The organism is Dongia sp. agr-C8 (genome assembly GCF_054658695.1).
On sequence record NZ_BAAGHZ010000002.1, the window covers coordinates 1,328,170 to 1,353,541 of the forward strand.

Below are 25,372 nucleotides of genomic sequence, written 5' to 3' on the forward strand. Positions count from 1 at the left end.
TCAAAAAGGAGATCGCTATGAGATCGGTCCTGCAAACCCTCGGCCTCTCCACGGCGCTGGCGCTGTCCGCCGCTCTTGCCTTTGCGCAAGAGACCGCGCCCGGCAGCACCGCCGCCGATCCCGGCTCGGCCGGCACGCCGGGCGCCAGCGCCCCGGCTTCCACTGCGCCGGCCCAAGCGTCCGGCTCCGACTGGCCCTGCGAGCAGGTGCAGCGTCCGGAGATTTCGATCGGCTCGGTCTGGCACGGACCGGATCCGGAAGGCGCCGCCGGGACCAGCTGGCGCGACAACCCGGCGGTCGCCACTCTGGTCGAGCAGATCGCGCCGCGGCGCATGCCGCAGGACCAGGCGATCGATGCGGTGCATCGCTTCTCGGCCGGCTACAAGGACGACCGCGCCAATGTGCTCACCGCCCTGTTCGCCGGCCTGTTCGAGACCATGAGCGACGAACGCAGCCAGATCATCCGCGGAATCAAGCATTTCAACAGCCGGCAGGACAGCCTCTCGCAGCGCATCCAGGAAGGCTGGAAGCAGTTGGACGCATTGGATCCCAGCTCCGCCGACCCGAAGGTGATCGAACAGCGCATGGCGCTGCAGCAGACCATCGATTGGGATTCCAGGGTATTCGACGACCGCGAGCATTTGCTCCCCGTGATCTGCCAGCAGCCGAGCGTGATCGAACAGCGGCTTTTCGCCCTCTCGCGCGCGATCCAGGAAGATCTGAACGCGCCGCAGTGAATGCCGTTTGAATCCGGGACTTCAATTCCGTGACCTGTGTCACGGAATTCCTTGATATTTCCGGGATGTCTCATCCTTTAGGCTAGGGTTGCCGCCGCGACCCTCGACGGGGGGAAACCCGCAAGCGTATAAATTGAGAGCCGCAAAGCGCCCGGCCAGCGAGGCCGGCCCTATCGGCAGCACCCTCGCTGCGGGCGGCGAAACGCATTCGCGATTGGGAGGAAAAAGATGGCAGTTTCAATTCATCCGTCGGTCGACGGCGGCATCAAGAAAGGTTCGTCGAGCTTCACCGGCGGGACGCTGACCTGCAAATGCTCCAGCGATCCGGTCGAAGTCACCGTCAAGTCGCAGAGCGCGCATAACCATATATGCGGCTGCACCAAATGCTGGAAGCCCTCCGGCGCGTTGTTCTCGATGGTCGCGGTGGTCCCGAAGGATTCCGTCTCGGTCACCAAGAACGGGCAGAAGCTGAAGATCGTCGATCCGAGCGCGACCATCCAGCGCTACGCCTGCACCGGGTGCGGCGTCCACATGTACGGCCGGATCGAGAACACCAAGCATCCGTTCTACGGTCTCGACTTCATCCACACCGAGCTATCGAAGCAGGACGGCTGGCAGGAGCCGCAGTTCGCGGCCTTCGTGTCGTCGATCATCGAGTCCGGTGCGAAGCCGGACAACATGGGCGCGGTCCGCGCGCGGATCAAGGAACTCGGCCTCGAGCCCTATGACTGCCTGTCGCCGGCGCTGATGGACGCTATCGCGACCCACATCGCCAAGGCCTCCGGCGCCCTGGCCGCCTGAGCCGACTGAAGATTGCTCTCCGCCTATGGTGGCGTGCAGCGAAAGCTGCACGCCACTTTCTTTTGAACCCCTCTTAACTGCGCCGAGTCCCTTCCTCTCTAAGTACAAGATCGGCGCCCCCCGAATCCCGGTAAAATCTCCGTCACGAATCGCCTCCCGTCCGCCGCAGGGGATTTCGCGGGCGCGAGTTGTGCGAATTGCTTGCCGCGGGAAAAACGGGGGACCGCGACCGAGGCGTCGAAGCGATTCTGATTTTCTTCGCACATCACGTCGGCGAAAGGCCGAGCAGTACCCCCGCTTGACATCTTGGGAGGGTAACGTGCCGCAGCTTACAGCTCTGTCACTGAGTATCGCCGTGCTTGGCGCCATCTGGGCATATCTGGCACTCGGGCCGCTCGCCGGCTTCGTGCTGGTCTGGGCGGGCTTCATCGCCTGGGGTTGCTTTTTCCACTGCGGTGGAGACCAGAAGGCGCTGATCAAGACCATCGTTGGCAACGCCTATGGCGCGATCATCGCCTGGATTGCCCTGCTGATCATCGTCAACGTGCCGATGCCGGCCTTGGGCACCTTCTGGCCGGCGATCGTGGTCGGCGTCACCGTCTTCTTCCTGGTGATCGTCGCCTCGATCGAGCAATTGTCGGCGGTGCCGGCGCAGGTCTATGGCTATGCCGCGACCGTCGCCTATTCGCTGCATGCACCCACGGATGCGACCGCCGGCACCGGCCCGCTCGCGAGCCTGACCTCGCCGAGCTTCGCCAATCCGCTGGTCCTGCTGATCGTGTCCTTCGTGATCGGCGCGATCTTCGGCCTCTTGTCCGGCAAGCTGGCCGGTGCCTTGACCAAGAAGGCAGCCTGATCCCCTGCAGTCGGCGCCCGCCGGGATGGGCGGGCGCCGACGACTAAGCAGGCCTAAACGGCGATATGCCGCTTGACGACCTCCGGATTCAGTCGGTCGGCTGCGTCGTCGATCACAATCTCGCCCCGGTCCATCACCGCGATCCGGTGCGCGAGTTCGCGGGCGAAGTCGAAATACTGCTCGACCAGCAGGATCGCCATCTCGCCGCCGGCGGCGAGATGTGCGATCACCCGCCCGATATCCTTGATGATCGAGGGCTGGATGCCTTCGGTCGGCTCGTCCAGCACCAAGAGCTTCGGCCGGGTGACCAGCGCCCGCGCGATCGCCAGCTGCTGCTGCTGCCCGCCGGAGAGATCGCCGCCGCGCCGCCGCATCATGCTGGCCAGCACCGGGAAGAGCTCGAAGATCTCCGCCGGCAGCTTGCGCTTGGCCGCCGGGACCGCGGCGAAGCCGGTTTCCAGGTTCTCCTTCACCGTCAGCAGCGGAAAGATCTCGCGCCCCTGCGGCACATAGGCGATGCCACGCCGCGCCCGCTCGAAGGGCGGCAGCTTCGAAACGTCCTCGCCCTGCCAGCGGACGGTGCCGTTGAAGATCGGATGATGCCCCACCACCGCGCGCAGCAGGCTGGTCTTGCCCACCCCGTTGCGGCCGAGCAGGCAGGTGATCCGCCCCGGCCAGGCCGCCAGCGACACGCTCTTCAGCGCGACCGCCGCGCCGTATCGAAGCGAGACGTTATCGATCTCCAGCATCGGTTACCGCCCCAGATAGACTTCAACCACCCGCGGATCGGCGCTCACATGGTCGAGCGAGCCTTCCGCCAGCACTGCGCCCTCGTGCAGCACAGTCACCTTGACGTCGAGCGCCCGCACGAAGGTCATGTCATGCTCCACCACCACGACGCTCCGGGTCTGGTTGATCCGGCGCAGCAGGTCGGCGGTATCCGCCGTCTCGGCATCGGTCATGCCGGCGACCGGCTCGTCCACCAGCAGCAGTTCCGGTTCCTGGGCGAGCAGCATGCCGATCTCCAGCCATTGCTTCTGGCCATGCGACAGCTCGCCGGCCAGGCGCTTCCGCACCGGGGAGAGCCGCACCGTCTCCAGGATCTCGTCGATCCGCCCCCGTTCCGACGGGGTCTCGCGCGCGAACAGCACCCGGCGCGGCGCGCGGTCGCCTTTCAGGGCCAGCAGCAGGTTGTCGGTGACGCTGTGCATCTCGAACACGGTCGGCTTCTGGAACTTGCGCCCAATGCCGAGGGTCGCGATCTCCGCCTCGTCCAGCCGCGTGAGATCGGCGGTCCCGCGGAAGAGAGCCGTGCCGGTGTCCGGCCGGGTCTTGCCGGTGATCACGTCCATCATCGTGGTCTTGCCGGCGCCGTTGGGGCCGATCACCGCCCGCATCTCCCCCGGCTCGACCACGAAGGAGAGCGTGTTCAGCGCCCTGAAGCCGTCGAAGCTGACCGTGACGCCGTCGAGATAGAGCAGCGCATTGGTCTCGATCATTCGCCGGCCTCCGGCTGCTGCAGGGGTGCCGCGATCAAAGCCGGCTTCGCTTCCGCCTTGCGCGAGGCCATGAGGCGATCCCAGACGCCGACCACGCCTTTAGGCATGAACAAGGTGACCAGGATGAAAAGCCCGCCCAAAGCGAACAGCCAGAGCTCCGGCAGCGCCCCGGTGAAGATGGTCTTGCCGAGATTAACCAGCACCGCGCCGATGACGGCGCCGACCAGGGTGCCGCGGCCGCCGACCGCGACCCAGATCACCGCCTCGATCGAATTGGCCGGCGCGAACTCGCCCGGATTGATGATGCCGACCTGCGGCACGTAGAGCGCGCCGGCCAGCCCCGCCATCACCGCCGAGAAGACGAAGACCGCGACCTTGTAGCGCTCGACCCGGTAGCCGAGGAAGCGCGCCCGGCTCTCCGCGTCGCGGATCGCCACCAGCACCTTGCCGAACCGCGCCCCGACCAGCACCCGGCAGACGAGGTAGAAGACGGTGAGCAAGGTGGCGCTGGCGATCAGCAGGCCGGCATGGGTCGCATCGGATTGCAGGCTGAAGCCGAGGATGTCCTTGAAATCGGTCAGCCCGTTGTTGCCGCCGAAGCCCATGTCGTTGCGGAAGAAGGCCAGCATCAGCGCATAGGTCAGCGCCTGGGTGATGATCGAGAGATAGACGCCGGTGACACGGCTCCGGAAGGCGAGATAGCCGAAGACGAAGGCGAGCAGGCCCGGCGCCAGTGCCATGATCAGCAGGGCGAAACCGAAACTGTCGAAGCCGTGCCAGTACCAGGGCAGCTCCTTCCAGTTCAGGAACACCATGAAATCCGGCAGCAGCGGATCGCCATAGACGCCGCGGGTGCCGATCTGCCGCATCAGGTACATGCCCATGGCATAGCCGCCGATCGCGAAAAAGGCGCCATGCCCGAGGGACAGGATTCCGACATAGCCCCAGACCAGGTCGACGCTCAACGCCAGCAATGCATAGCAAAGATACTTGCCGAGCAAAGCCACGACATAGCCCGGCACGTGCAAGGCATGCTCCGCCGGCAGCAGGCTCAACAGCGCCACCGCCAGCGAGCCACCCATGATCGTCAGCGCAACGGAATATGTGCGAAGGGCGCTCATGACTCCACCGCCCGGCCCTTGACCGGGAACAGGCCGCGTGGCCGGCGCTGGATGAACAGCACCAGCAGCACCAGCACGACGATCTTGCCGAGCACCGCCCCCGCCACCGGCTCCAGCAGCTTGTTGGCCACGCCCAATGACATGGCGCCCACCAGCGTGCCCCAGAGATTGCCGACCCCGCCGAACACCACGACCATGAAGCTGTCGATGATGTAGGACTGGCCGAGATTGGGGCTGACATTGTCGATCTGGCTCAAGGCGACGCCGGCGATCCCGGCCACGCCGGAGCCCAGGCCGAAGGTCAGCGAATCCACCCAGCCGGTGCGGATCCCCATCGAGGCCGCCATGCGCCGGTTCTGCGTCACCGCGCGCATCTGCAGGCCGAGCGCGGTCTTGCGCAAGACCAGGGTCAGCAGCGCGAAGATGGCGATCGCGAACAGAATGATCCAGAACCGGTTATAGGTGATCGCCAGACCGCCGAGCTGCATCGACCCGCTCATCCAGGACGGATTGTCGACCTGGAGGTTGGTCGGCCCGAAGATCGAGCGCATGGCCTGCTGCAGCACCAGCGAGAGGCCGAAGGTCGCGAGCAGCGTCTCCAGCGGCCTGCCATAGAGGAAGCGGATGATCGAGCGCTCGATCGCGATCCCGGCGGCGCCGCTTACCAGGAAGGCCGCGGGCACGGCGATCAGCAGCGCCAGGTCGGTCAGGCCCGGCGCCGCGGCCATCACCGCCTGCTGCACCACATAGGTCGTATAGGCGCCGAGCATCACCATCTCGCCATGGGCCATGTTGATGACGCCCATGACGCCGAAGGTGATCGCAAGGCCGATCGCCGCCAGCAGCAGCACCGAGCCCAGGCTCAGGCCGTAATAGACATTCTGCGCCGCCGACCAAACCGCCAGCGACCGCTCGATCCCCTTGAGCGCGACGTTCGCCGCTTCTGCGACCGCGGGCGAGCCGCTGGCCGCGGCAGCATCGAGCAGCGACTTCGCATCCTCGTCGCCGCGCACCGCGATCAGCGCGACGGCGGCGATCTTGTCCGCCTCCGCGGCGTCCGGCGCGGCGAGCACGACCGCCGCCCGCGCCGCCTCGAAGGCGCGCTTCACGGCGGGATCGCTCTCCTTGGCGATCGCGGCTTCGACCGCCGGCAATTGGGCCGGGTCCGGCGCGTGGAACAGGGACGCCGCTGCAGTGAGGCGCTTCGACGGGTCGGGAGACAGGAGGGTCAACTGTCCCATCGCCGCCTCGATCGCGCGCCGGACCCGATTGTTGAGCTTGACCGGCTTGAGGCCCGGCGGCATCTCGCCAGTCATGTCGGCGCCGCCGCGCGCCGCCTTCAGGCTCCCGTCCTCGCCTTTGATATAGACCCGCTTGTCGGCAGCGACCTGCAGGCTGCCGGCATTCAAGGCCTCGAGGATCGCCGGGGCGGCCGCATCGCCGCTCGCCGCCAGCGCCGCGATCGCCTTTTCGATCTCGTCATATTTGCTGCTGGCGAAGCCGGCGAGGATGTCATCGACGGTATCGGCCTCGGTACGGCCGGCCGCGCCGAGCAGCAGCAGGAGAATGAGCAGGAGCTTGCGCATGGTCTTCCGCCGCTCCGGCGGCCGCGCGTCGCACCGCACGGCCGCCGGACGGCGCCCACCGTTACTGAGTCGCGACGGTTTCAGCACCGCCGCACTTGCCGGTCTTGACGTTGAAGTTCCCGCAGGAGAGCGGCTTGCGCCAATCCGAGATCAGGTCCTTCGAGCCGTCGAGATAGTCGGACCACTCGTCGCCGGGAACCAGACCGGAGGTCTGCCACACGGTGTCGAGCTGGCCGTCGGCCTGGATCTCGCCGATCAGCACCGGCTTGGTGATGTGGTGATTCGGCATCATCGCCGAATAGCCGCCGGTCAGGTTCGGCACCGAGACGCCGATCATCGCGTCGATCACGGCGTCGGGATCGATGGTGCCGGCCTTCTCCACCGCCTTCACCCACATGTTGAAGCCGATATAGTGGGCTTCCATCGGGTCGTTGGTGGTGCGCTTGTCGTTCTTGGTGAACTTGTGCCACTCGTCGATGAAGGCCTTGTTCTCCGGCGCGTCCACGCTCATGAAGTAGTTCCAGGCCGCGAGGTGGCCGACCAGCGGCTTGGTGTCGAGGCCGGCCAGCTCTTCCTCGCCGACCGAGAAGGCCACGACCGGGATGTCGGTCGCCTTGACGCCCTGGTTGCCGAGCTCCTTGTAGAACGGCACGTTGGCGTCGCCGTTGACGGTGGAGACGACGGCGGTCTTCTTGCCCGCGGAGCCGAACTTCTTGATGTTGCCGACCTCGGTCTGCCAGTCGCTGAAGCCGAACGGCGTGTAGTTGACCATGATGTCCTCAGGCGGCACGCCCTTCATCTTCAGATAGGCCTCAAGGATCTTGTTGGTGGTGCGCGGATAGACGTAGTCGGTGCCTTCCAGCACCCAGCGCTTCACCCCTTCCTCGTTCATCAGGTAATCGACCGCCGGGATCGCCTGCTGGTTCGGCGCGGCGCCGGTGTAGAAGACGTTGCGCGAGCTCTCCTCGCCTTCGTATTGCACCGGATAGAACAGGATGCCGTTGTCCTGCTCGAACACCGGCAGCACCGACTTGCGCGAGACCGAGGTCCAGCAGCCGAAGGTCGCCGCGACCTTGTCCACTTCCAGGAGCTGCTTCGCCTTCTCGGCGAACAGCGGCCAGTTCGAGGCCGGGTCAACCACAACGGCTTCGAGTTTCTTGCCGAGCAACCCGCCCTTGGCGTTCTGCTGCTCGATCAGCATCAGCATGACGTCCTTCAGAGTCGTCTCGCTGATCGCCATCGTGCCCGAGAGCGAGTGCAGGATTCCGACCTTGATCGTCTCTTCGGCCGAGGCGGCACCCGCCCCGAAGCTCACGGCGAGGCCCGCGAGCAATGCCAATTTTGTCTTTCCCATCTTCATCCTAGTCTCCTTTGCTGAGAAGCCGTCCCATGTTGCGTCGCATTATCCGAGGCTCATCCTTTGGGCGCAGCGGTTCCCCGCCAGGCCCCGCATCGGCGGAATAACCTCGGTTTTTCTGATTGTTAGCCCCATCTAACGCCCGGATGACAAAGCCGGGTATGGGGCATTTGACGTATATTGCAACGCAGCAACAGGCGGGCGCATACTCGCTCGGGGAGACTCTTCAAAGAGTCCCCTCCCCCAAGATTGGGGGAGGGCTGGGGAGGGGGTTGATGCAGCTGTGATGTGTCTGCATTTCGCGCAGAAAAGCGATCCCGCGCTGGATCTAAAGCGTCACGGCTGCATCAACCCCCTCCCTTACCCTCCCACCGTCCGCGAAGGCGGACATCCGTCCGCAGGCTCGGGGGAGGGGATATCAAGAATACCGAGTGTTGGCCGATGACCGGCCGACAGCGCATTGCCCGGGTCCGGCGGCAATACAACCAGTGGGTCGGCAACCAGACCCTGGAGGACTACGCGCTGCGCTTCACCGCGCATGAGGCGCGGCGCTGGTCGCTGTTCCGGGTCTCCAATACGGCGCTGGGCGCGATCTCCTTCCTGGCCTGCGAGGCGATCGGCGGCGCCCTCACGCTGGCCTACGGCTTCGACAACACCGTGATGGCGATCGCCGTCGTCGGCGTGCTGATTTTCCTGACCGGGTTGCCGATCAGCTTCACCGCCAGCAAATACGGCGTCGATGTCGATCTGCTGACCCGCGGCGCCGGTTTCGGCTATATCGGCTCCACCATCACCTCGCTGATCTACGCCTCCTTCACCTTCCTCCTGTTCTCGGTCGAGGCGGTGATCATGGCGCTGGCGCTGGAGATGTGGTTCGCGATGCCGCTCTGGGTCGCCTACATCATCTGCGCCTTGGTGGTGATCCCGATCGTCACCTACGGCATCCGCCTGATCAGCGGCTTGCAGGTCTGGACCCAGCCGATCTGGCTGATCCTGCAATTCGTCCCGCTCCTCACCATCGGCATGAGCGACGCGCCGGCGCTCAAGGACTGGACCAGCTTCGTCGGTTCAGAGCAGACCGCCGGCGGTTTCGACCTGATCCTGTTCGGCCTCGCCGCCTCCACCCTGCTCTCCTTCGCGCCGCAGATCGGCGAGCAGGCCGATTACCTGCGCTTCCTCCCCTCGCCGAAGCCGGAGGGTGGGTTGCGCGCGCGCCTGCTCTGGTGGGCGGCTCTGCTGCCTTCCGGGCCGGGCTGGATCTTCCTCGGCGCCATCAAGCTGCTGACGGGATCCTTCCTCGCCGTGCTGGCCTTGCGGCACGGCGTGCCGCTCGAACGTGCCGCCGAACCGACCCAACTCTTCAAGGTCGCCTTCGAGGCGATGTCGCTCTCGCCGCAGACCGCGATCGTCCTCACCGGCATCTTCGTCATCACCTGCCAGATCAAGATCAACGTGACCAACGTCTATGCCGGCTCGATCGCCTGGTCGAACTTCTTCTCCCGCCTGACCCATTCCCATCCCGGCCGCGTGGTCTGGGTGGTGTTCAACGCGCTGCTCGCGCTGCTGCTGATGGAGCTCGGCATCTTCCAGGCGATCGAGAAGATCCTCGGCCTCTATTCCAACTTCGCGGTCGCCTGGATTGGCGCGCTGGTCGCCGATCTCGTGATCAACAAGCCGCTGGGCTTGAGCCCGAAAGGCATCGAGTTCCGCCGCGCTCATCTCTACGACATTAATCCGGTCGGGGTCGGCGCCATGCTGATCTCGATCCTGCTCTCGACCTCGGCCTATTTCGGCCTGTTCGGCGAGACCTTGCAGGCGCTGGCCGCCTTCGTCGGCCTCTTCACCGCGATCGCCGCGGCGCCGCTGATCGCGCTCTGGACGAGAGGGCGCTACTATATCGCCCGCGCGCCGGAGACCGACTGGGACGGCGCCAAGCTGGTGCGCTGCTGCATCTGCGAGCACCAGTTCGAGCGCGAAGACATGTCCTATTGCCCGGCCTATGTCGGGCCGATCTGCTCGCTCTGCTGCACGCTGGACGCCCGCTGCCACGACCTCTGCAAGACCAACAGCCGCTTCACCGACCAGCTGCAATTGGCGCTCCGCAAGGTGCTGCCGGCGCGGATGGCGATCGGCCTTAACTCGCGGCTCGGCCGCTTCGCCGGTCTGTTCCTCACCTTCAACCTGGTGATCGCCGGCACGCTGCTCTTGATCGGCCTGTTCCAGGGCACCGCCGCCATCGCGGATGATACCGCGACCGTCCACACCACCCTGCTCTCGGTCTATTTCGCGCTGTTCGGCATCGCCGGCATCGTCGCCTGGCTGATGGTCCTGGCGCACGAGAGCCGGCAGGTCGCCGAGGAGGAAACCGAGCGCCAGACCCAGATGCTGACGCATGAGATCGAGGCCCATGAGCGCACCTACGACCAGCTGCAGAAGGCCAAGAGCGCGGCGGAAGCCGCCAACATCGCCAAGAGTCGCTATATCGTCGGTGTCAGCCACGAGATCCGCGCGCCCCTGAACGCGGTCTTCGGCTACGCGCAGCTGATGGAGCGCGACGCCGCCTTGTCGCCGCATACGCAGGACGCCGTGCGCGTGATCCGCCGCAGCTCCGAGCATCTCTCGACCCTGGTCGACGGTCTGCTCGATATCGCGAAGATCGAGGCCGGCCGCCTGCAGTTGAACCGCGACCGCATCGCGCTGACCGAGCTCCTCGAGCAGCTGGTCGACATGTTCCGGATCCAGGCCGGCGCCAAGGGCATCCAGTTCCGCTACGAGCCCTCGGCGGCCTTGCCGCCTTACGTCTTCGCCGACGAGAAACGCCTGAAGCAGGTGCTGATCAACCTGCTCTCCAACGCGATCAAATACACGCGCCAGGGCGGAGTCGTGTTTCGCGCCCGGCATCGCGGCCAGATTTCCGAGTTCGAGATCGCCGATACCGGCATCGGCATCGACGCGGCCGACCTCGCCCGCATCTTCCAGCCCTTCGAGCGCGGCCGGACCGCGAGCGCGCTCGGCGTGCCGGGGACCGGCCTCGGCCTCACCATCACCAAGCTGCTGGCCGAAATCATGGGCGGCGAGGTCTCGGTCGAAAGCACGCCCGGCGAAGGCAGCTTGTTCCGCGTCCGCTTGATGCTGTCGGCGGCGAGCCCGCCGGTGGTGGCGGTGCGCCAGCGGCGGATCATCGGCTATCGCGGCCGCAAGATGAGAGTCCTCGCGGCCGACGACGACCTCGGCCATCTCGATCTCCTGAACGAATTGCTGACCCCGCTCGGCTTCGATCTCACTACCGCGCCGAACGGCACGATCTGCCTCGAGCGCGCGGCGGCGAACCCGCCCGACCTCGCGCTGCTCGACCTCACCATGCCCGACATGAACGGCTGGGAGGTGGCGCGGCGGCTGCGCGAACGCGCGCAGTCGATTCCGATCGTCATCGTCTCGGCCAATGCCGACGAGCAGATGCAGGCCCATGCCTTCGACGACACCGCCTTCGTCACCAAGCCGATCGAGGTCAACCACCTGCTGGCCGCGATCCGCGACGCGCTCGGCCTCGACTGGATCTATGACGAGGACATGGCGGCCAAGGCCGATACCGCCGCGCCGTTGCCGATGCAACATCTCTCCGACCTGCACCGCCTCGGCAAGATCGGCTATGTGCGCGGCATCGAGGCCAAGCTCGACGAGGTCGCGGGCTCGAGTCCGGAGCATTCCACCGTGATTGCCGAGCTCCGAAGCCTGGTGCGGAATTTCGAGCTGAAGCAGTATATGGCGCGACTGGAGGACCTGCTTGAGCGCGCCGCTTCCTGAAGCTGCCGTGGAGCCGCGGCGCGACATCATTCTGGTGGTTGATGACTCGCCGGACACGCTCGGCTTCATCACCCAGGCGGTCGAGAGCACGGGGGCGACGGTCCTGGTGGCGCTCGACGGCGAGAGCGCGCTGACCCTGACCGAACAGGTGACGCCCGATCTCATCCTGATGGATGCAGTGATGCCGGGGATCGGCGGCTTCGAAGCCTGCCGGCGATTGAAGGCCATCGACCATCTCGCCCATGTGCCGGTCATCTTCATGACCGGCTTGAGCGAGACCGAGCATATCGTGCGCGGGCTGGAGGTCGGCGGCGTCGACTATCTCACCAAGCCGATCGTGATCGACGAGTTGATCGCCCGGGTGCGGGTCCATCTCCGCAATGCCCGCCGCTCGGCCGCGGCGCATTCCGCGCTGGATGCGACCGGCCGCTTCCTGCTCTCCGTGACGCCGGAAGGCACATTGCGCTGGTCGACCCCGCAGGCGGTGCGGCTGCTGCGCCAGGTCTCGCCCGACGCCCAGGAGTCCAACTTCCGCCTTCCGGACGAGATCATCGACTGGATGGCGCGCACAGCCGAGGGCGGCCCCGAGCACGCCACTTACGTCTGGGGCACGGAGGCGCGCAAGGTCGAGCTCGCCTATCTCGGCCAGGTGCAGGCCGGCGAGCGGCTGCTGCGCGTCACCCAGGTCGAGCCCAGGCAGGACGCCGAGCGGCTGCGGCGGCACTTCGCGCTGACCGGACGCGAGGCCGAGGTGCTGCTCTGGATTGCGCGCGGCAAGTCCAACAAGGACATCTCGACCGTCCTCGGCATCAGCCCGCGGACGGTCAACAAGCACCTGGAGCAGGTCTTCGAGAAGCTCGGCGTCGAGAACCGCGCTTCGGCGGCGGCGCTCACCATCCAGGCGCTGCACCGGCTGGAGGCCGGCCTCCTCTCTTAACCGGCCTCCTCTCTTAAGATGAGAGCGGTACACAGCTCCCCCAGAATACAATAGGCGCAGAAAGCGTTTGGCGATGCCGGCTTTCTTTGGAAAGATGCCGAAATCGCTTTTCGAGAGCAGAGACCGATGACCGACACCGAGTTCTACCGCACCAAGCGCCTGCCCCCTTACGTCTTCGCTGAGGTCAACAAGCTCAAAGCCGCCGGGCGGGCCGCCGGTCAGGACATCGTCGATTTCGGCATGGGCAATCCCGACATGCCGCCGCCGAAGCATGTCATCGACAAGCTGACCGAGACGCTGGCCGATCCCAGGGTGCACCGTTATTCGAACTCTCGCGGCATCCCGGGCTTGCGCAAGGCCTTGTCCGCCTATTATGCCCGCCGCTTCAACGTCGAGATCGATCCCGAGCGCGAGGCGATCGTGACCCTGGGCTCGAAGGAAGGCCTCGCCAATCTCGCCCAGGCAATCACCAGCCCGGGCGACATCATCCTGGCGCCGAATCCGAGCTACCCGATCCATGCCTTCGGCTTCATCATCGCCGGGGCGGCGATCCGCTCGATCCCGTTCCGCCCGGGTCCGGAATTCATGAGCGCGATGGACCGCGCGGTGCGCCACTCGGTGCCGAAGCCGGTGGCCGTCGTCATCAACTATCCCAGCAACCCGACCGCCGAGATGGCGAGCCTCGACTTCTACGAGGAGGTGGTCGCCTTCTGCCGGCGACACGGCATCTACATCATCTCCGACATCGCCTATTCGGAGGTCTATTTCGACGGCGTGCCGCCGCCCTCGGTGCTGCAGGTGCCGGGTGCCAAGGAGATCGCGGTCGAGTTCTCGTCCCTGTCCAAGACCTATTCGATGCCGGGCTGGCGGATCGGCTTCTGCGCCGGCAACGCCAAGCTGATCGGCGCGCTGGCGCGGGTGAAGTCCTATCTCGACTACGGCGCCTTCACCCCGATCCAGGTGGCGGCGACCGCCGCGCTCAACGGCCCGCAGGACTGCGTCGATGAGATGCGGGCCCGCTACAAGAGCCGCCGCGACGTGCTGATCGAAGGGCTGCGCGCGGCCGGCTGGCCGGTCGATCCGCCGGCGGGCTCGATGTTCGCCTGGGCGCCGATCCCGGAACGCTTCCAACACCTGGGCTCGCTCGATTTCTCCAAGCTGCTGCTGACCGAGGCCAATGTCGCGGTGGCTCCGGGCACCGGCTTCGGCGAGCAGGGCGACGGCTTCGTCCGCTTCGCTTTGGTCGAGAACGAGGCGCGCACCCGCCAGGCGATCCGCAGCATCAAGGCCTTCCTGAAAACCGCCCAGCCGCCGGTCGACTTGAGCAAGGTCCGCGCCGCCCGAGGTTGACCGCTGCGCTGAGCCGCCGCGCCCCCTCTGGTTCTCATCCAGCGATGCGCTGATTGACGGGTCCGCGTTCGCGGATGAGGGAGAGGATCGCCTTCCTGCGCCTTCACCGCCGCGTGGACCAGGCGCCGCTGGGAGGGCTGCGATGCACAGGGCAGCATGGCCCGGCCACCGCTTGACAACTTCGAATGCCGGATGGGCTATAAGATGCAGTTCGGATTGGTCTTTGCCGATTTTGTGACCGACCGCACAAGGCTGCCGAAAGCCGGCTTCGCCTGGTATCGCGCTGTGGCTGGAACCGGCGATCCGGTCTAGATTTCGGTAAGGATTGGACACTATCGGTAACTGGAAGTTAACCATTCCCGGCCGATATCAGTAGGAGCTTTTTCGGGTCACGTTTGGGACTTGGGGAGTCGGGCGCCGTCGCGTCCGATCGAGGGAGCGGAGGAAGAGGTTATGCGACCGCATTTTCGTCCGTCTTCCGGCCGCCGGTCGCTGCTTGCCGAGTATTCCAGCCAGTTGGGCATCCTGGTCCGCCGCCACCACGCCGAGATGGGCCTGGTCGCCGCCCGGCAGGAAGCCGAGCGCAATGCCGAGATCATGCATGCCGCGATGCTCGGCGCCGAAGCGGCCAACCGCGCCAAGACCGAGTTCCTCGCCAACATGAGCCACGAGCTCCGCACGCCGTTGAATGCAATCATCGGCTTCTCGCAGCTGATGACCAACCCGACCCAGGCGACCAACCCGGCCCGCGTCACCTCATACGCCAAGGACATCCACACCGCGGGCGAGCATCTGCTGCGCGAAGTGAACCGCATCCTCGACCTGGCGAAGATCGAAGCCGGCCGCGCCGAGTTGCATGAGGAGTGGTTCAACCCGGCGGAAGCCGTAGAAATCCCGGTCTCCTTCGTGCGGCCGCAGGCCGAAGGCGCCGGCCAGTCGATGATCGTCTCGATGCCGGAAACGCTGCCGCAGCTTTACGCCGACCAGCAGTATTTCAAGCAGATCCTGATCAACCTTCTGTCCAACGCGGTGAAGTTCACGCCGCGCGGCGGCAAGGTGACGCTCGCCGCCGCGGTCGCCTCCGACGGCTGGCTCAATGTCTCGGTGTCGGATACCGGCATCGGCATCGCCGAGGAGGATATCTGGAAGGCGCTGGTGCCCTTCGCCCAGGTCTCCAGCGACTTGAGCCGCAAATACGAGGGCACCGGCCTCGGCCTGCCCTTGAGCAAAGGTTTCGTCGAGATGCATGGCGGCACCCTGAAGATCGACAGCGAGCCCGGCAGCGGCACCACCGTCACGGTGCGCTTCCCACCGGATCGCACCCGCGCCGTATCACCCGAACATGCCCACCAGCCGTCTCCGGAAAGTCTGACACGATGAACGAAGCCGCTCCTCTCACCGCTGACCTTCAGGCGACGCGCATCGGGCGCGTGGTGTCGGTCTCCGGCAGCCAGCTGATCACGCTCTTGGACCAGCATATCGGCGGCGATGATGACAACCCGGCGAGCCGCAAGCCGGATATCGGCGAGGTCGTCAACGTCCGCACCGCGACGACCATTGCCTTCGGCCTGGTGACGGGGCTCAGCATTCCGATCCCGGAGCAGATCGAAGGCAAGGCCGAGCTCCGCATCATGGAACTGGAGCTGATCGGCGAGATCGAGCACGACGGCATCTTTCGCCGCGGCGTCTCCACCTTCCCGGGCCTCGGCGACGGGGTCTTTCACACTTCGCGCGACGACCTGCGCCGGGTCTTCATGCGCGCCGGCGACAACGGTGTCAGGATCGGCGTCGTCAACCAGGACAAATCGATCCCCGCCTGCGTCATGGTGGACGAGCTCCTGGGCAAGCATTTCGCCGTGCTCGGCACCACCGGCACCGGCAAGTCCTGCGCGGTGGCCGTGATCCTCAGGAACATCCTCGCCGCCCACAGCAAGGCGCATATCGTCGTCCTCGACCAGCACAACGAGTTCGCGCCCGCCTTCGGCGACATGGCCGAGCAGATCACGCCGGCCGACCTGCAGCTGCCGTACTGGCTGCTCAATTTCGAGGAGATGAAGCAGCTGATCATCGGCGATGCCAGCCAGACGCCGGAAATCGACTCCGTCATCCTCCACCAGGTGATCGTGCAGGCGAAGCGCAACCTGCTCGCGGTGCGCGACACCACCTCGACGGTCACCATCGACACGCCGGTGCCCTATCGCCTCTCCGAAGTGACCCAGCTCCTGGACGAGGCCATGGGCAAGCTCGACCGCCCGGTCGATTCCGCGCCCTATCTCAGAATCCGCGAGCAGTTCCTCAGCCTGCAATCCGACCGCCGCTTCTCCTTCATGTTCCCGGGCGTCACCGTGCGCGACAACATGGCGGCGATCCTCTCGCGGCTGTTCCGCATCCCGGTCCGCGACAAGCCGGTCACCGTGATCGACACGTCGGGGATTCCCTCGGAAGTCCTGAACGTCGTGGTGTCGCTGCTCTGCCGCATGACCTTCGACTTCGCGCTCTGGAGCGACCAGACCGTGCCGATCCTGCTGGTCTGCGAGGAGGCGCACCGTTACGCGCCCGCCGAGAACAAGACCGTCTTCGAGCCCACCAAGCGGGCGCTCTCCCGCATCGCCAAGGAAGGCCGCAAATACGGCGTCTCGCTCTGTCTCGTGAGCCAGCGCCCGTCGGAACTGGATTCGACCGTGCTCAGCCAGTGCAACACCATCTTCGCGCTGCGCATGAGCAACCAGAAGGACCAGGAGTTCCTGCGCGCCGCCATGCCGGAATCCGGCATCGGCCTGCTGGACGAGCTGCCCTCGCTGCGCAACGCGGAAGCCATCGCCGTCGGCGAAGGCGTGCCGATCCCGACCCGGATCTGCTTCGACGAGCTGCCGCAGGACGGCCGCCCGCGCAGCAAGACCGCGCCCTTCTCCACCGCCTGGGCCACCGAGGTCAGCTCGGATTCATTCCTGCAGAACGTGGTCAACCGCTGGCGCAACCAGCGCTGACGAGCGCCACCCTCAGCGCTCGTCATCCCCGGGCCAAGCCCGGGGATGACGACCGAATATTAAATTCTACCTCAGAAAGCTTGCGCCCCGTGACCCATGACCATCCCATCGACCGCGCGGCGATCGCCGCCGTCGCGGACATCATCCGTCCCCACATCCGCCGCACGCCGATCCTCGAGGTCGATGCCGCGGATTTCGGCCTGCCGCCGCGGCCGCTCACCTTCAAGCTGGAACTCATGCAGCATGCCGGCTCGTTCAAGAGCCGCGGCGCCTTCACCCACTTGCTCACGCGCGAGATTCCGGAAGCGGGCGTGGTCGCGGCCTCCGGCGGCAACCACGGGGCCGCCGTCGCATTTGCTGCCAGGCGCCTCGGCGTGCCGGCGCGGATCTACGTCCCGGAGATCTCCTCGCCGGCGAAGATCGCACGCATCCGGAGCTGCGGCGCCGACCTCATCGTCGGCGGCGCGCGCTATGCCGACGCCTATGCTGCCTCCGAGACCTGGGCCCGCGAGCACCGCGCGCTCACGGTCCACGCCTTCGACCAGCGCGAGACCATGCTGGGCCAGGGCACCCTGGCGAAGGAGATGGAGGAGCAGGCGCCCGGGATCGATACCTTGCTGGTCGGTGTCGGCGGCGGCGGGTTGATCGCCGGTATCGCCGCCTGGTATCGCGGCAAGGTGAAGGTGGTCGGCGTCGAACCCGAGCTCGCCCCGACCCTCACCAAGGCACTCGCGGCCGGCAAGCCGGTCGATGCCGAGGCCGGCGGCATCGCCGCGGATTCGCTGGCGCCGAAGCAGATCGGCGCGCAGGTCTTCCCCATCGCCCGCGCTCACGTGGCCGAGGTCGTGCTGGTCGCCGATGACGCGATCCGCGCCGCGCAGAAGGCGCTCTGGGACGTGCTCCGCGTCGCCGGCGAGCCCGGCGGCAGCGCCGCGACCGCCGCCTTGCTCTCCGGCCGCTACCAGCCGAAAGAAGGCGAGCGGGTCGGCATCGTGGTCAGCGGCGGTAACACCGTTGCGGTGGATTTCGACCGCTAGCGGATCAGCGGCGCGCCGAGGTAGCAGCCGAACTCGTTCGGAAAATTGGCGCTGACCCGCGCGTGCACCCGGCCCTGGCGGCCGAAGTAGCGGCCGGTGTCGGTCGCCGGGAAGACGCCGTCATGCCAGACGTTGGGGTGGAGGTAGAGGCCCTTCGAGCCGTCGAACCAGAAGGCCTTGAAATCCTGCGGCGTCACGTCGTCGCCGGGCAAGGCGAGCGGTACGACGAAGGGCGCCTCCTCCAGCGGAAAGAACATCTGGCCGCCGTCCGGGTGATAGTTCGCCCGCCACATCAGCGCGCGATGCCGGCCAAGGGTCGCGTGGGTTTCCGAGGCCTGGCTCGGGAGGCAGCTCCAGCCGAGCACATAGTCGCCGCCGACCGCATGATTCTGCGCCTTCAGGATGTCGCCCACCCATTGGCAGGCGAAGATGCCCTCGGTGGTGCCGCCCTCGTCGCCGCTGTTGGGATCGATCGGGCGCCAGCCTTGCGCCGGCCAGCGCACGATCTCGATCTTCTGCTTCTCCGGGTCGCTGACGATCTCGCCATAGCCGGCGAGGCTCTCGGGCGTCCCCTCAATCAGCGGCAGGTCGAGCACCGGCATATCCGGCATGCTGTTGCCTTCCGGTTTGAGGTTCGGCATCGTGACGTGCATCTGCATCTCCGGCTCCCTTCGATCCGCGGGACAGCGTAGCGCCGGAATGTGACAGTTCGGCGGGAGCCGGTGGAACCGCGGTGCAGCGGGATCGTTGAGCGAGCGAAACCAGAGGGAGGACGGTATGGCGAGACAGCCTGCGGGAGACGAAGCGGAAGATCCGGTCGAGCTGGCGGTGGACCCGGAGACCGTCTGCTTCCTGATCGTCAAGGCACGGGAGTTCGACGTGAAGGTCGATCCCGAGGACACCGAGTCCGGCTCAAACCCTTCCGATGACGGCGATATCGACGTGCTGGAGGACCGGCGCGACGACCCGACCTATGCCGAGCTCATGGGAACGCTCGAGGCCTTGAACGAGGACGAGCTCTCCGACCTGGTGGCGATGACCTGGATCGGCCGCGGCGACTACGACGTCGAGGATTGGGAAGAGGCGAAGGAACAGGCGCGCCAGCGCGGCAGCAAGGGGACCGCGGAATATCTGCTCGGCACCCCGCTGCTCGGCGACTTCCTGGAGAGCGGCTTCAACGACCTCGGCTATTCCTGCGAGGACATCGAGGAAGCGCACCTCTAACCCGTATCAGTTGGTCGTCACGTTGACACCGACCACGCTGTCCCACTGCTGGGTGATGATTTCCTTGGCCTTGCCCTGCTGCTCCAGGGTCGGGAACAGCGCCTTGGCGTAGTTGTCGGCGGGCGGCAGCTTTTCCATCAGCGCCGGCGGCACGACGTTGCGCTTCACCAGGTCGTCGAACCGCGCCGGGTGGCAATAGCCGTTCAGCCAGGCGAGCTGCGATTCATCGGAATAGAGATGCTCCATCCAGAGCTTGGCGGCGTTGGGATGCGGCGCATAGGCGCTGATCGCCTGGACATAGACGCCGGCGACGATGCCGGTCTTCGGCACCACGACGGCGACGTCGGGATTGCCCTTCAGCGTGTCGCGGTCGCCGAGCGCGAGATAATCCCAGCGGATCACGATCGGCGTGGTGCCCAGCGCCAGGGTCGAGGCGCCGCCGCTGGCCGGCACGAAATTGCCGGCGAGGTTCAGCTGCTTGAAGAATTGCAGCCCGGCATCGGCCGCCTTGTCGATGTCGCCGCCGGTGGATGAAAGGCCCGAGGCGAAGACCGCCTGGATCGATTCATTCGAGTTCCGCGGATCGCCGTCCAGCGCCACCTGATCCTTGTATTCCGGCTTCAGCAGGTCCGGCCAATCGGCCGGGATATTCTTGATCAGGTCCTTGTTCACCTCGAAGGCCAGCACGCCGTAATAGTCGCCGTACCAGTAGCCTTCAGGATCCTTCTGTTCGGCCGGGATCGAGTCCCAGGTCGAGACCTTGTAGGGCTGCAGCAGGCCGTCCTTCTTGGCCGAAGGGCCGAAGGAAAGGCCGACATCGATCACGTCCGGCGCCTGCGGGCCGGTGCTGCCCTTGTTGGCCTTGATGGCCTCGATCTCGTCGCCCGACCCGGCATCGGGGTTGAGCTCGTTCAAGGTCAGGAAGGGGTATTTCTGCTTGAAGGCGCCGATCACGTCACCGTAGCGGCACCAGTCGTGCGGCACGGCGATGATCGTGAGCTCGCCCTCCTTCTTGGCCGCCTCGATCAGCGCCGCCGAAGGCTCCGCCTGGGCGGCGCTCCAGGTCGCGGCCAGCAAGGCCAGGGCCGCCGAACCGAGCAACAACTTCCGCTTCATCTCGCCTCTCCCGCCAACGCGATGGGAAGACGCTAACATCAGGACTGTTGAATCTCAACATCACTATCTGTAACTTCACACAACTATCACAGAGCGACTGTGTAGCGCAAAACATCCCTGGCCGAAGCCTCTATGGACTTCATCTTCATGCTGACGCGGCAGGATCGGACGGTCGCCGACTGCCTCGACCTGTTCCGGTTGGTCCGGCCACTGGGCTTGAAGCATATCGGCTTCAAGGATGTCGGGGTTTCCCCGGGCACACTGGCTGCTCTCCGTGAGGCGATCCGAGCGAGTGGCGCGCTGAGCTATATGGAAGTCGTCAGCACCACGCCGGAGACCTGCCTTGCCTCGGCGCGCATCGCCGCGGAACTCGGGGTCGACTGCGTCCTGGGCGGCACCGACGTGGTCGCGATCCAGGACATCCTCCGTAAGGTGGAGACGCGCTTCTTCCCCTTCGCCGGATATCCGCGCGGCCACCCGACCAAGCTCGCAGGAACGCCGGAGGACATCGAGGCGCATTGTCGCGACTTCGCGGCGAAGGGCTGTGCCGGTGCCGACCTGCTGGCCTATCGCGCGATCGAGGCCGACCCGATCGCGCTGATCCGTGCCGCGAAGAAGGGGCTCGGCGAGAAGCGTCTGATCGTCGCGGGCAGCATCATTTCCCGGGCGCAGATCCGCGCCATCGGCGAGGCCGGCGCCGATGCCTTCACCGTCGGCTCGGCGGTGCTGGACGGCAGCTACGCGCCCGGTATGGGCTCGGTCTTGTCGCAGCTCGCCGCCATCCAGGCCGACCTGGAGCCCGCGCGATGATGTCGCGGCACGAGGATTCTTGCCAAAGTCGTCGGCCCTCGCCAATCTGGCTGCCATCGAAGCCAGGGGGCGTTGCACGTGGCGATGAACGAAGTGGTTAAGCTCTCCAAGAAAGACCGGCAGGACCGGATCCTGACCGAGCTCAGGGTGTCGACGACGATCCGCATCTCCGATCTCGCCGCCGAGCTCGGCGTCTCCTATGAGACGATTCGCCGCGACCTCGAGGAGATGGGCCAGAGCGGCCTGATCAACCGCACCTATGGCGGCGCCGTGGTGCGGCCCTTCGGCTTCGAGCCGGCCTGGAACGAGCGCTTCAACGCGATGACCGAGGAACGCGAGCGGATCGCCGCCACCGCCGCCGGCCTCATCGAGCCGCGCGAAGTGCTGATGATCGACGCGGGCTCGACCACCCTGCACTTTGCCCGGCGCCTCGCCGCGGAAGCGAAGAACCTGACCATCGTCACCAACTGCTTCGCGGTGGCGATGGCCTTCTCGACCAACCCGACGATCACCGTGCTCACCTGCCCCGGCCAGTATGACTCGCACGAGGGCAGCGTCACCGGGCCGGACACGCTCGCCTATCTCGCGCGCTTCAACGCCAACCGCGCGGTGATCGGCGCCAGCGGCATCACGCTCGAAGGTCCGAACGACGTCCATTCCAGCGCCGCGGCGATCAAGCGCGCGATGCTGGCGCGCGCGCAGGAGCATATCCTGCTGCTCGACCATTCGAAGTTCGACCTGCCCAACCTCGAGGTGGTCTGCCCGCTGACCGACATCCACCGCCTGGTAACCAACCAGGCGCCGCCGTCGGAACTCGGCGCCGCGCTCCAGAAGGCACGGGTCGAGATCCTCTATTAGTCCGCGCTCCAAGTGCCGCGTCATTGCCGGGCTTGACCCGGCAATCTCGCGCCGGCTGGAAACAGATGCCCGGGTCTAGCCCGGGCATGATGTTTAAAGTCAGGCCGAACGCGCCTTCATCATCTGCTGGCGATAGCGCTCGGCATCCCAGTTGAGCAAGGCCTGCTCCTCGGGCGCGGGCAGATAGCGCACTTTCGCGCGGTCGGGAATCCGCGCCACCACGAGGCCGAGGCAGACCAGCATCGCCTCGGCGCCGGCACTGATGTCCTGCCGGACGACGGCGCCGGCGCCCGGTACCAGCAGTGCCACCGGCGGCGGCACCGACTGCGACTCTGCCTGGGCGACCAGCTGCGCGAGATCGCCGTCCGCGGCGAGGCTCGGCAAAGCCGGACCGAGGAAGACCACATGGTCCGGATAGAGCGAACCCTTGGTGGCGAGCGCCAGATTCTGCGGGTTGGTGGCGAGGCCGTGGCAGACCTCGTCATGGGCCGGGCGGTAGGCCGTACCGCTGCAGACCCGATGCAAGGCGCGCAGGTCGCCGGCCGGCGCGCTGCGCGGCTTCAGCTCGAGACGGCGTTCGACTTCGGCGATCAGCGCCTCGGCGGCATCGCAGGTCTCGGCGCCGACCAGCAGCCCGTGGTTGCCGAGGATCAGCACATCGGCCCGCGTCTTCGCGGTATGCTCGGCGACCACCTGGCTCAAGGGCAGGCCGGGCCGGCGATAAGGCAGCTGCCGCCAGGCAAGACCCTGCAGCCGCTTCTCCAGCTCGGCCTCGACAGCTTCCAGCGCCGCCCAGGCGATCGTATTCACGGCATGGACATGCAGCACGACCGGATGCGGCATCAGCGCATGCAGCGAGGTCTCGATCGAGGCGCGCAAGGTCACCTCGCCGAAACCGCCGGCGACCGGCATCTTCTCGTTGCCCGCCGCCAAGGCCGCCCGCGCTCCGGCCAGCTCGACCGGCACGAACATGTCTTTCTCCCTGGCTTCGGCGAGCCAGGCGCCCGAGGCCTTCACCCAGAGCACGTCGTCCTGCTTGACCGAGCTGTTCCCGCCGGCGCCTTGCACCAGCAGGATGTTGGCGCCGACGCGGGCCGACATGTGGCGCAGGTCTTCGAGGAATCCGGGCTGCTGCATCTTGCTCACCTTTTCACCAAACCAGTCGATCAATCGCCCAATGCGGCATCCGCGCCTCGGATCCCGCCAGTCGAAGCAGACTCGCGGAGAGATCGGCGGCACCGACCAGGGCCTCACGGTGCACGCCGGAGGTGGTCAGCAAGGTCAGGATCCCGACGCCGCGCCCGCCCAGAATATCATGATCGAGTGAATCGCCGACCATCAGGACGCGTTCCGGTGCCGGATTGCCCAGGGCCCGGAGCGCCGCCTCGAACATGATCCGATAGGGCTTGCCGATATAGGCGACCTTGCCACCGAGGCTTTCATAGGACTGGGCCAATGCACCGGGCGCCGGCAAGAGCCCTTGCGGCGAGAACATGGTGATGTCGGGATTGGCGCAGATCATCAGCACCTGCCGCGCCGCGGCGCCGGCCAGACGATCGCGCCAGGCGCCGGGATCGGACTGGTCGTCGTCCAGTCCCGCGAGCAGGATGAAATCCGCCGCCTCGAGATCGACCAGATCGAGGTCGAGTCCATCAACCACGCCCCGGTCGCCGTCGCGGCTCAGCAGAAAACAACGCCGGCCGACCTGGGTGAAGGGCACCGCCTTGCGGTCGCGCAAGCCCTGCCAGGCGACCTCGCCGGAGGAGAGCACGCCGTCATAGGACTCCGCCGGCAGGCCCTTCTTGGCGAGCCGCTGCAGATTGTCCTCCGGCCTTTTGCCGGAATTGGTGAGGACGAGAACCCGCTTGCCCCGCTCATGCAGAGCGGCGACGCAGTCGCGCGCCTCGACGAAAACGTCCTTGCCGTGATGCAGCACGCCGTACTGGTCGAGCAGCACATGGTCGAAACGATCGGCGATCTGCCGGAGACCGGTGATGACTGCCGTCATGGCGGTCCCGCATGCAGGGCCAGCAAGGCGGCGCCGTAGCTGGCTTCGGTCTGCTCGGCGACCGTCACCGGCACGCCCAGCAGGCGATGCCGGATCTCGCTCCAGGCGGCGTTCTTCGCGCCGCCGCCGATCGAGATCACCCGGCGCAAGGCCGGCGCGCCCAGTTCGCCGAGGCGGCGATAGGCCATGGCCTCCACCGCGGCAACGCCTTCGAGCAGGCCTTGGAAGAAAACGACGTCGTCCGCGGGTCGCGGTGTCACCCGCGGCGCCAGGCTGGGATCGGCGATCGGGAAGCGCTCGCCCGGCTTCGGCAGTGGATAATAGTCGAGGCCCGTTGGCTCCGCGGGCCTCAGCTTCGGCGTCATTGCCTCGAGCTCCGCCGCGGAGAAATGCGCCAGCAACGCAGCGCCGCCGGTGTTTGAAGCGCCGCCGGCCAGCCAGCGGTCGCCGAGCCGATGCGAATAGATGCCCTGATCGGCGGCGAAGACCGGCTTCTCGGCCAGCAGCTTCACCACCAGCGTGGTGCCGAGCGAAGTCACCGCATCGCCCGGCGCGCTGGCCCGCGTCGCGATGAAGGCCGCGACGCCGTCGGTCGTCCCGGCATGGATCCGGGTCGCCGACGACAGGCCGAGCCGCCGGGCCATCATCGGATCGATCGCGCCGATCTCGGCGCCGGGCACCCGCACCTGCGGCAGCAGCGCGCGCGGCACACCGAGCTTATCGAGCCAGTCCGGCCAGCGCCGCGTCACCGGGTCATAGCCGAGCTTCAGCGCATTGTTCTCGTCGCTGCCATCGAAGCGCCCGGTCAAGCGCCCGGCGATCCAGTCGGCCTGGTGCAAGGCGTGCTTCGCCTGGTCGGCGCCGCGCGCAAGAAGGTGCAACAGCTTCGCCAGCGCCGAGCTGCGGCCATGGGCCCCGCTCTCGGCCGGCGCAACGTTGCCGATCCGCGCGGCTTCCGCGCCGGCCCGGGCATCGTTGTACATCAGGCCGGGCGTGAGCGGCTTGCCGTCACCGTCGGCCAGCAGCAGGGTGCCGGACGTGCCATCGACGGAGATGCGCCGGATCGCGGCGCGATCGACGGCGAGCTTGCCGATGGTCTCGACCACCGCGTCCCACCAGAGCGACGGTTCCTGGTCGATCGCGTCGCCGTCCTGGCGCGGGGCCGGGAGCGCGGCGGTGGCGATGCCAACGATCCGCGCATCCGCGTCAATCGCGCAGGCACGCACGCCGCCGGTGCCGAGGTCGAGGCCGAGGAAGAGGTCCTGCGCCATGTTGATCAAATCA

22 protein-coding genes and 1 pseudogene are annotated in these 25,372 nt (G+C 66.5%); 13 read left to right on the forward strand and 10 right to left on the reverse strand.

Annotation, left to right across the window (positions count from 1 at the left end; genetic code table 11):
* Window positions 1–17: 17 nt before the first annotated feature.
* The 3 genes from ACYQ4T_RS13870 to ACYQ4T_RS13880 all read left to right on the forward strand — a co-directional run bounded on the left by ACYQ4T_RS13870 (window position 18) and on the right by ACYQ4T_RS13880 (window position 2,394).
* The gene (locus ACYQ4T_RS13870; RefSeq protein WP_459855031.1) at window positions 18–737 is read left to right on the forward strand and encodes a hypothetical protein; all 720 of its coding nucleotides are present in this window, start codon (window positions 18–20) and stop codon (window positions 735–737) included.
* 228 nt (window positions 738–965) lie between these two features.
* Window positions 966–1,538 carry an S-(hydroxymethyl)glutathione synthase gene (gene gfa, locus ACYQ4T_RS13875; protein WP_459855033.1) on the forward strand — a complete coding sequence of 191 codons (573 nt, stop codon included), beginning with the start codon at window positions 966–968 and terminating at the stop codon, window positions 1,536–1,538.
* 319 nt (window positions 1,539–1,857) lie between these two features.
* A complete protein-coding gene (locus ACYQ4T_RS13880; protein WP_459855035.1) occupies window positions 1,858–2,394 on the forward strand; it encodes a DUF1097 domain-containing protein in 537 nt (178 codons plus the stop codon).
* Between the two features lie 53 nt (window positions 2,395–2,447).
* Here ACYQ4T_RS13880 and urtE read toward each other — a convergent pair whose 3' ends face one another.
* From urtE to urtA, 5 genes are all read right to left on the reverse strand, one after another.
* Window positions 2,448–3,143 (reverse strand): urea ABC transporter ATP-binding subunit UrtE, encoded by a 696-nt coding sequence (urtE, locus tag ACYQ4T_RS13885; protein ID WP_459855038.1) that lies wholly within the window; start codon window positions 3,141–3,143, stop codon window positions 2,448–2,450.
* 3 nt (window positions 3,144–3,146) lie between these two features.
* Window positions 3,147–3,893 carry an urea ABC transporter ATP-binding protein UrtD gene (gene urtD, locus ACYQ4T_RS13890; RefSeq protein WP_459855041.1) on the reverse strand — a complete coding sequence of 249 codons (747 nt, stop codon included), beginning with the start codon at window positions 3,891–3,893 and terminating at the stop codon, window positions 3,147–3,149.
* Window positions 3,890–5,014 carry an urea ABC transporter permease subunit UrtC gene (urtC, locus tag ACYQ4T_RS13895; protein WP_459855043.1) on the reverse strand — a complete coding sequence of 375 codons (1,125 nt, stop codon included), beginning with the start codon at window positions 5,012–5,014 and terminating at the stop codon, window positions 3,890–3,892. Before urtC ends, urtD begins: the two co-directional genes overlap by 4 nt.
* Window positions 5,011–6,600, reverse strand: a complete 1,590-nt coding sequence (gene urtB, locus ACYQ4T_RS13900) for an urea ABC transporter permease subunit UrtB (protein WP_459855045.1) — start codon at window positions 6,598–6,600, stop codon at window positions 5,011–5,013. Before urtB ends, urtC begins: the two co-directional genes overlap by 4 nt.
* A gap of 61 nt (window positions 6,601–6,661) precedes the next feature.
* The gene (gene urtA, locus ACYQ4T_RS13905; RefSeq protein WP_459855047.1) at window positions 6,662–7,954 is read right to left on the reverse strand and encodes an urea ABC transporter substrate-binding protein; all 1,293 of its coding nucleotides are present in this window, start codon (window positions 7,952–7,954) and stop codon (window positions 6,662–6,664) included.
* Between the two features lie 444 nt (window positions 7,955–8,398).
* Here urtA and ACYQ4T_RS13910 point away from each other — a divergent pair, with 444 nt between their 5' ends.
* The 7 genes and pseudogenes from ACYQ4T_RS13910 to ACYQ4T_RS13940 all read left to right on the forward strand — a co-directional run bounded on the left by ACYQ4T_RS13910 (window position 8,399) and on the right by ACYQ4T_RS13940 (window position 18,072).
* Entirely contained in the window at window positions 8,399–11,761 is a 3,363-nt protein-coding gene (locus tag ACYQ4T_RS13910; RefSeq protein WP_459855049.1) for a hybrid sensor histidine kinase/response regulator, read from the forward strand.
* Window positions 11,742–12,698, forward strand: coding sequence for a response regulator (locus ACYQ4T_RS13915; RefSeq protein WP_459855052.1), 957 nt, complete (start codon window positions 11,742–11,744; stop codon window positions 12,696–12,698). Before ACYQ4T_RS13910 ends, ACYQ4T_RS13915 begins: the two co-directional genes overlap by 20 nt.
* Before the next feature lie 126 nt (window positions 12,699–12,824).
* Window positions 12,825–14,048 (forward strand): LL-diaminopimelate aminotransferase, encoded by a 1,224-nt coding sequence (locus ACYQ4T_RS13920; RefSeq protein ID WP_459855055.1) that lies wholly within the window; start codon window positions 12,825–12,827, stop codon window positions 14,046–14,048.
* Between the two features lie 144 nt (window positions 14,049–14,192).
* Window positions 14,193–14,360: pseudogene (locus ACYQ4T_RS13925) on the forward strand (family 1 glycosylhydrolase); the annotation flags it as partial.
* Window positions 14,361–14,501: 141 nt separating this feature from the next.
* Window positions 14,502–15,428, forward strand: coding sequence for a sensor histidine kinase (locus ACYQ4T_RS13930; RefSeq protein WP_459855058.1), 927 nt, complete (start codon window positions 14,502–14,504; stop codon window positions 15,426–15,428).
* On the forward strand, window positions 15,425–17,035 hold the full coding sequence (locus ACYQ4T_RS13935) for an ATP-binding protein (protein WP_459855061.1): 1,611 nt from the start codon (window positions 15,425–15,427) through the stop codon (window positions 17,033–17,035). The genes ACYQ4T_RS13930 and ACYQ4T_RS13935 overlap by 4 nt, the downstream gene beginning before the upstream one ends.
* An 89-nt stretch (window positions 17,036–17,124) precedes the next feature.
* Window positions 17,125–18,072 (forward strand): threonine/serine dehydratase, encoded by a 948-nt coding sequence (locus ACYQ4T_RS13940; protein WP_459855063.1) that lies wholly within the window; start codon window positions 17,125–17,127, stop codon window positions 18,070–18,072.
* Here ACYQ4T_RS13940 and ACYQ4T_RS13945 read toward each other — a convergent pair.
* Window positions 18,069–18,731: an ureidoglycolate lyase gene (locus ACYQ4T_RS13945; protein ID WP_459855065.1), complete on the reverse strand. Its 663-nt coding sequence runs from the start codon at window positions 18,729–18,731 to the stop codon at window positions 18,069–18,071. The genes ACYQ4T_RS13940 and ACYQ4T_RS13945 overlap by 4 nt on opposite strands.
* A 118-nt stretch (window positions 18,732–18,849) precedes the next feature.
* Here ACYQ4T_RS13945 and ACYQ4T_RS13950 point away from each other — a divergent pair, with 118 nt between their 5' ends.
* A complete protein-coding gene (locus ACYQ4T_RS13950) occupies window positions 18,850–19,296 on the forward strand; it encodes a DUF3775 domain-containing protein (RefSeq protein ID WP_459855068.1) in 447 nt (148 codons plus the stop codon).
* Window positions 19,297–19,302: 6 nt separating this feature from the next.
* On the opposite strand, the gene ACYQ4T_RS13955 is transcribed toward ACYQ4T_RS13950, so the two are convergent.
* Entirely contained in the window at window positions 19,303–20,412 is a 1,110-nt protein-coding gene (locus ACYQ4T_RS13955; protein WP_459855070.1) for an ABC transporter substrate-binding protein, read from the reverse strand.
* Between the two features lie 132 nt (window positions 20,413–20,544).
* Between ACYQ4T_RS13955 and ACYQ4T_RS13960 the strand changes: the two genes are divergently transcribed.
* Window positions 20,545–21,222, forward strand: a complete 678-nt coding sequence (locus tag ACYQ4T_RS13960) for a hypothetical protein (protein WP_459855073.1) — start codon at window positions 20,545–20,547, stop codon at window positions 21,220–21,222.
* A gap of 84 nt (window positions 21,223–21,306) precedes the next feature.
* Window positions 21,307–22,080 (forward strand): DeoR/GlpR family DNA-binding transcription regulator, encoded by a 774-nt coding sequence (locus ACYQ4T_RS13965; protein ID WP_459855076.1) that lies wholly within the window; start codon window positions 21,307–21,309, stop codon window positions 22,078–22,080.
* Between the two features lie 99 nt (window positions 22,081–22,179).
* Here ACYQ4T_RS13965 and ACYQ4T_RS13970 read toward each other — a convergent pair whose 3' ends face one another.
* From ACYQ4T_RS13970 to ACYQ4T_RS13980, 3 genes are read right to left on the reverse strand one after another with little or no spacing between them, the layout of a single operon-like run.
* Window positions 22,180–23,217: a class II aldolase/adducin family protein gene (locus tag ACYQ4T_RS13970; protein ID WP_459855079.1), complete on the reverse strand. Its 1,038-nt coding sequence runs from the start codon at window positions 23,215–23,217 to the stop codon at window positions 22,180–22,182.
* 13 nt (window positions 23,218–23,230) lie between these two features.
* Complete coding sequence (locus tag ACYQ4T_RS13975) at window positions 23,231–24,088, reverse strand: TIGR01459 family HAD-type hydrolase (protein ID WP_459855081.1); 858 nt, start codon at window positions 24,086–24,088, stop codon at window positions 23,231–23,233.
* Window positions 24,085–25,359: an FGGY-family carbohydrate kinase gene (locus ACYQ4T_RS13980; RefSeq protein WP_459855083.1), complete on the reverse strand. Its 1,275-nt coding sequence runs from the start codon at window positions 25,357–25,359 to the stop codon at window positions 24,085–24,087. Before ACYQ4T_RS13980 ends, ACYQ4T_RS13975 begins: the two co-directional genes overlap by 4 nt.
* Window positions 25,360–25,372 lie beyond the last annotated feature (13 nt).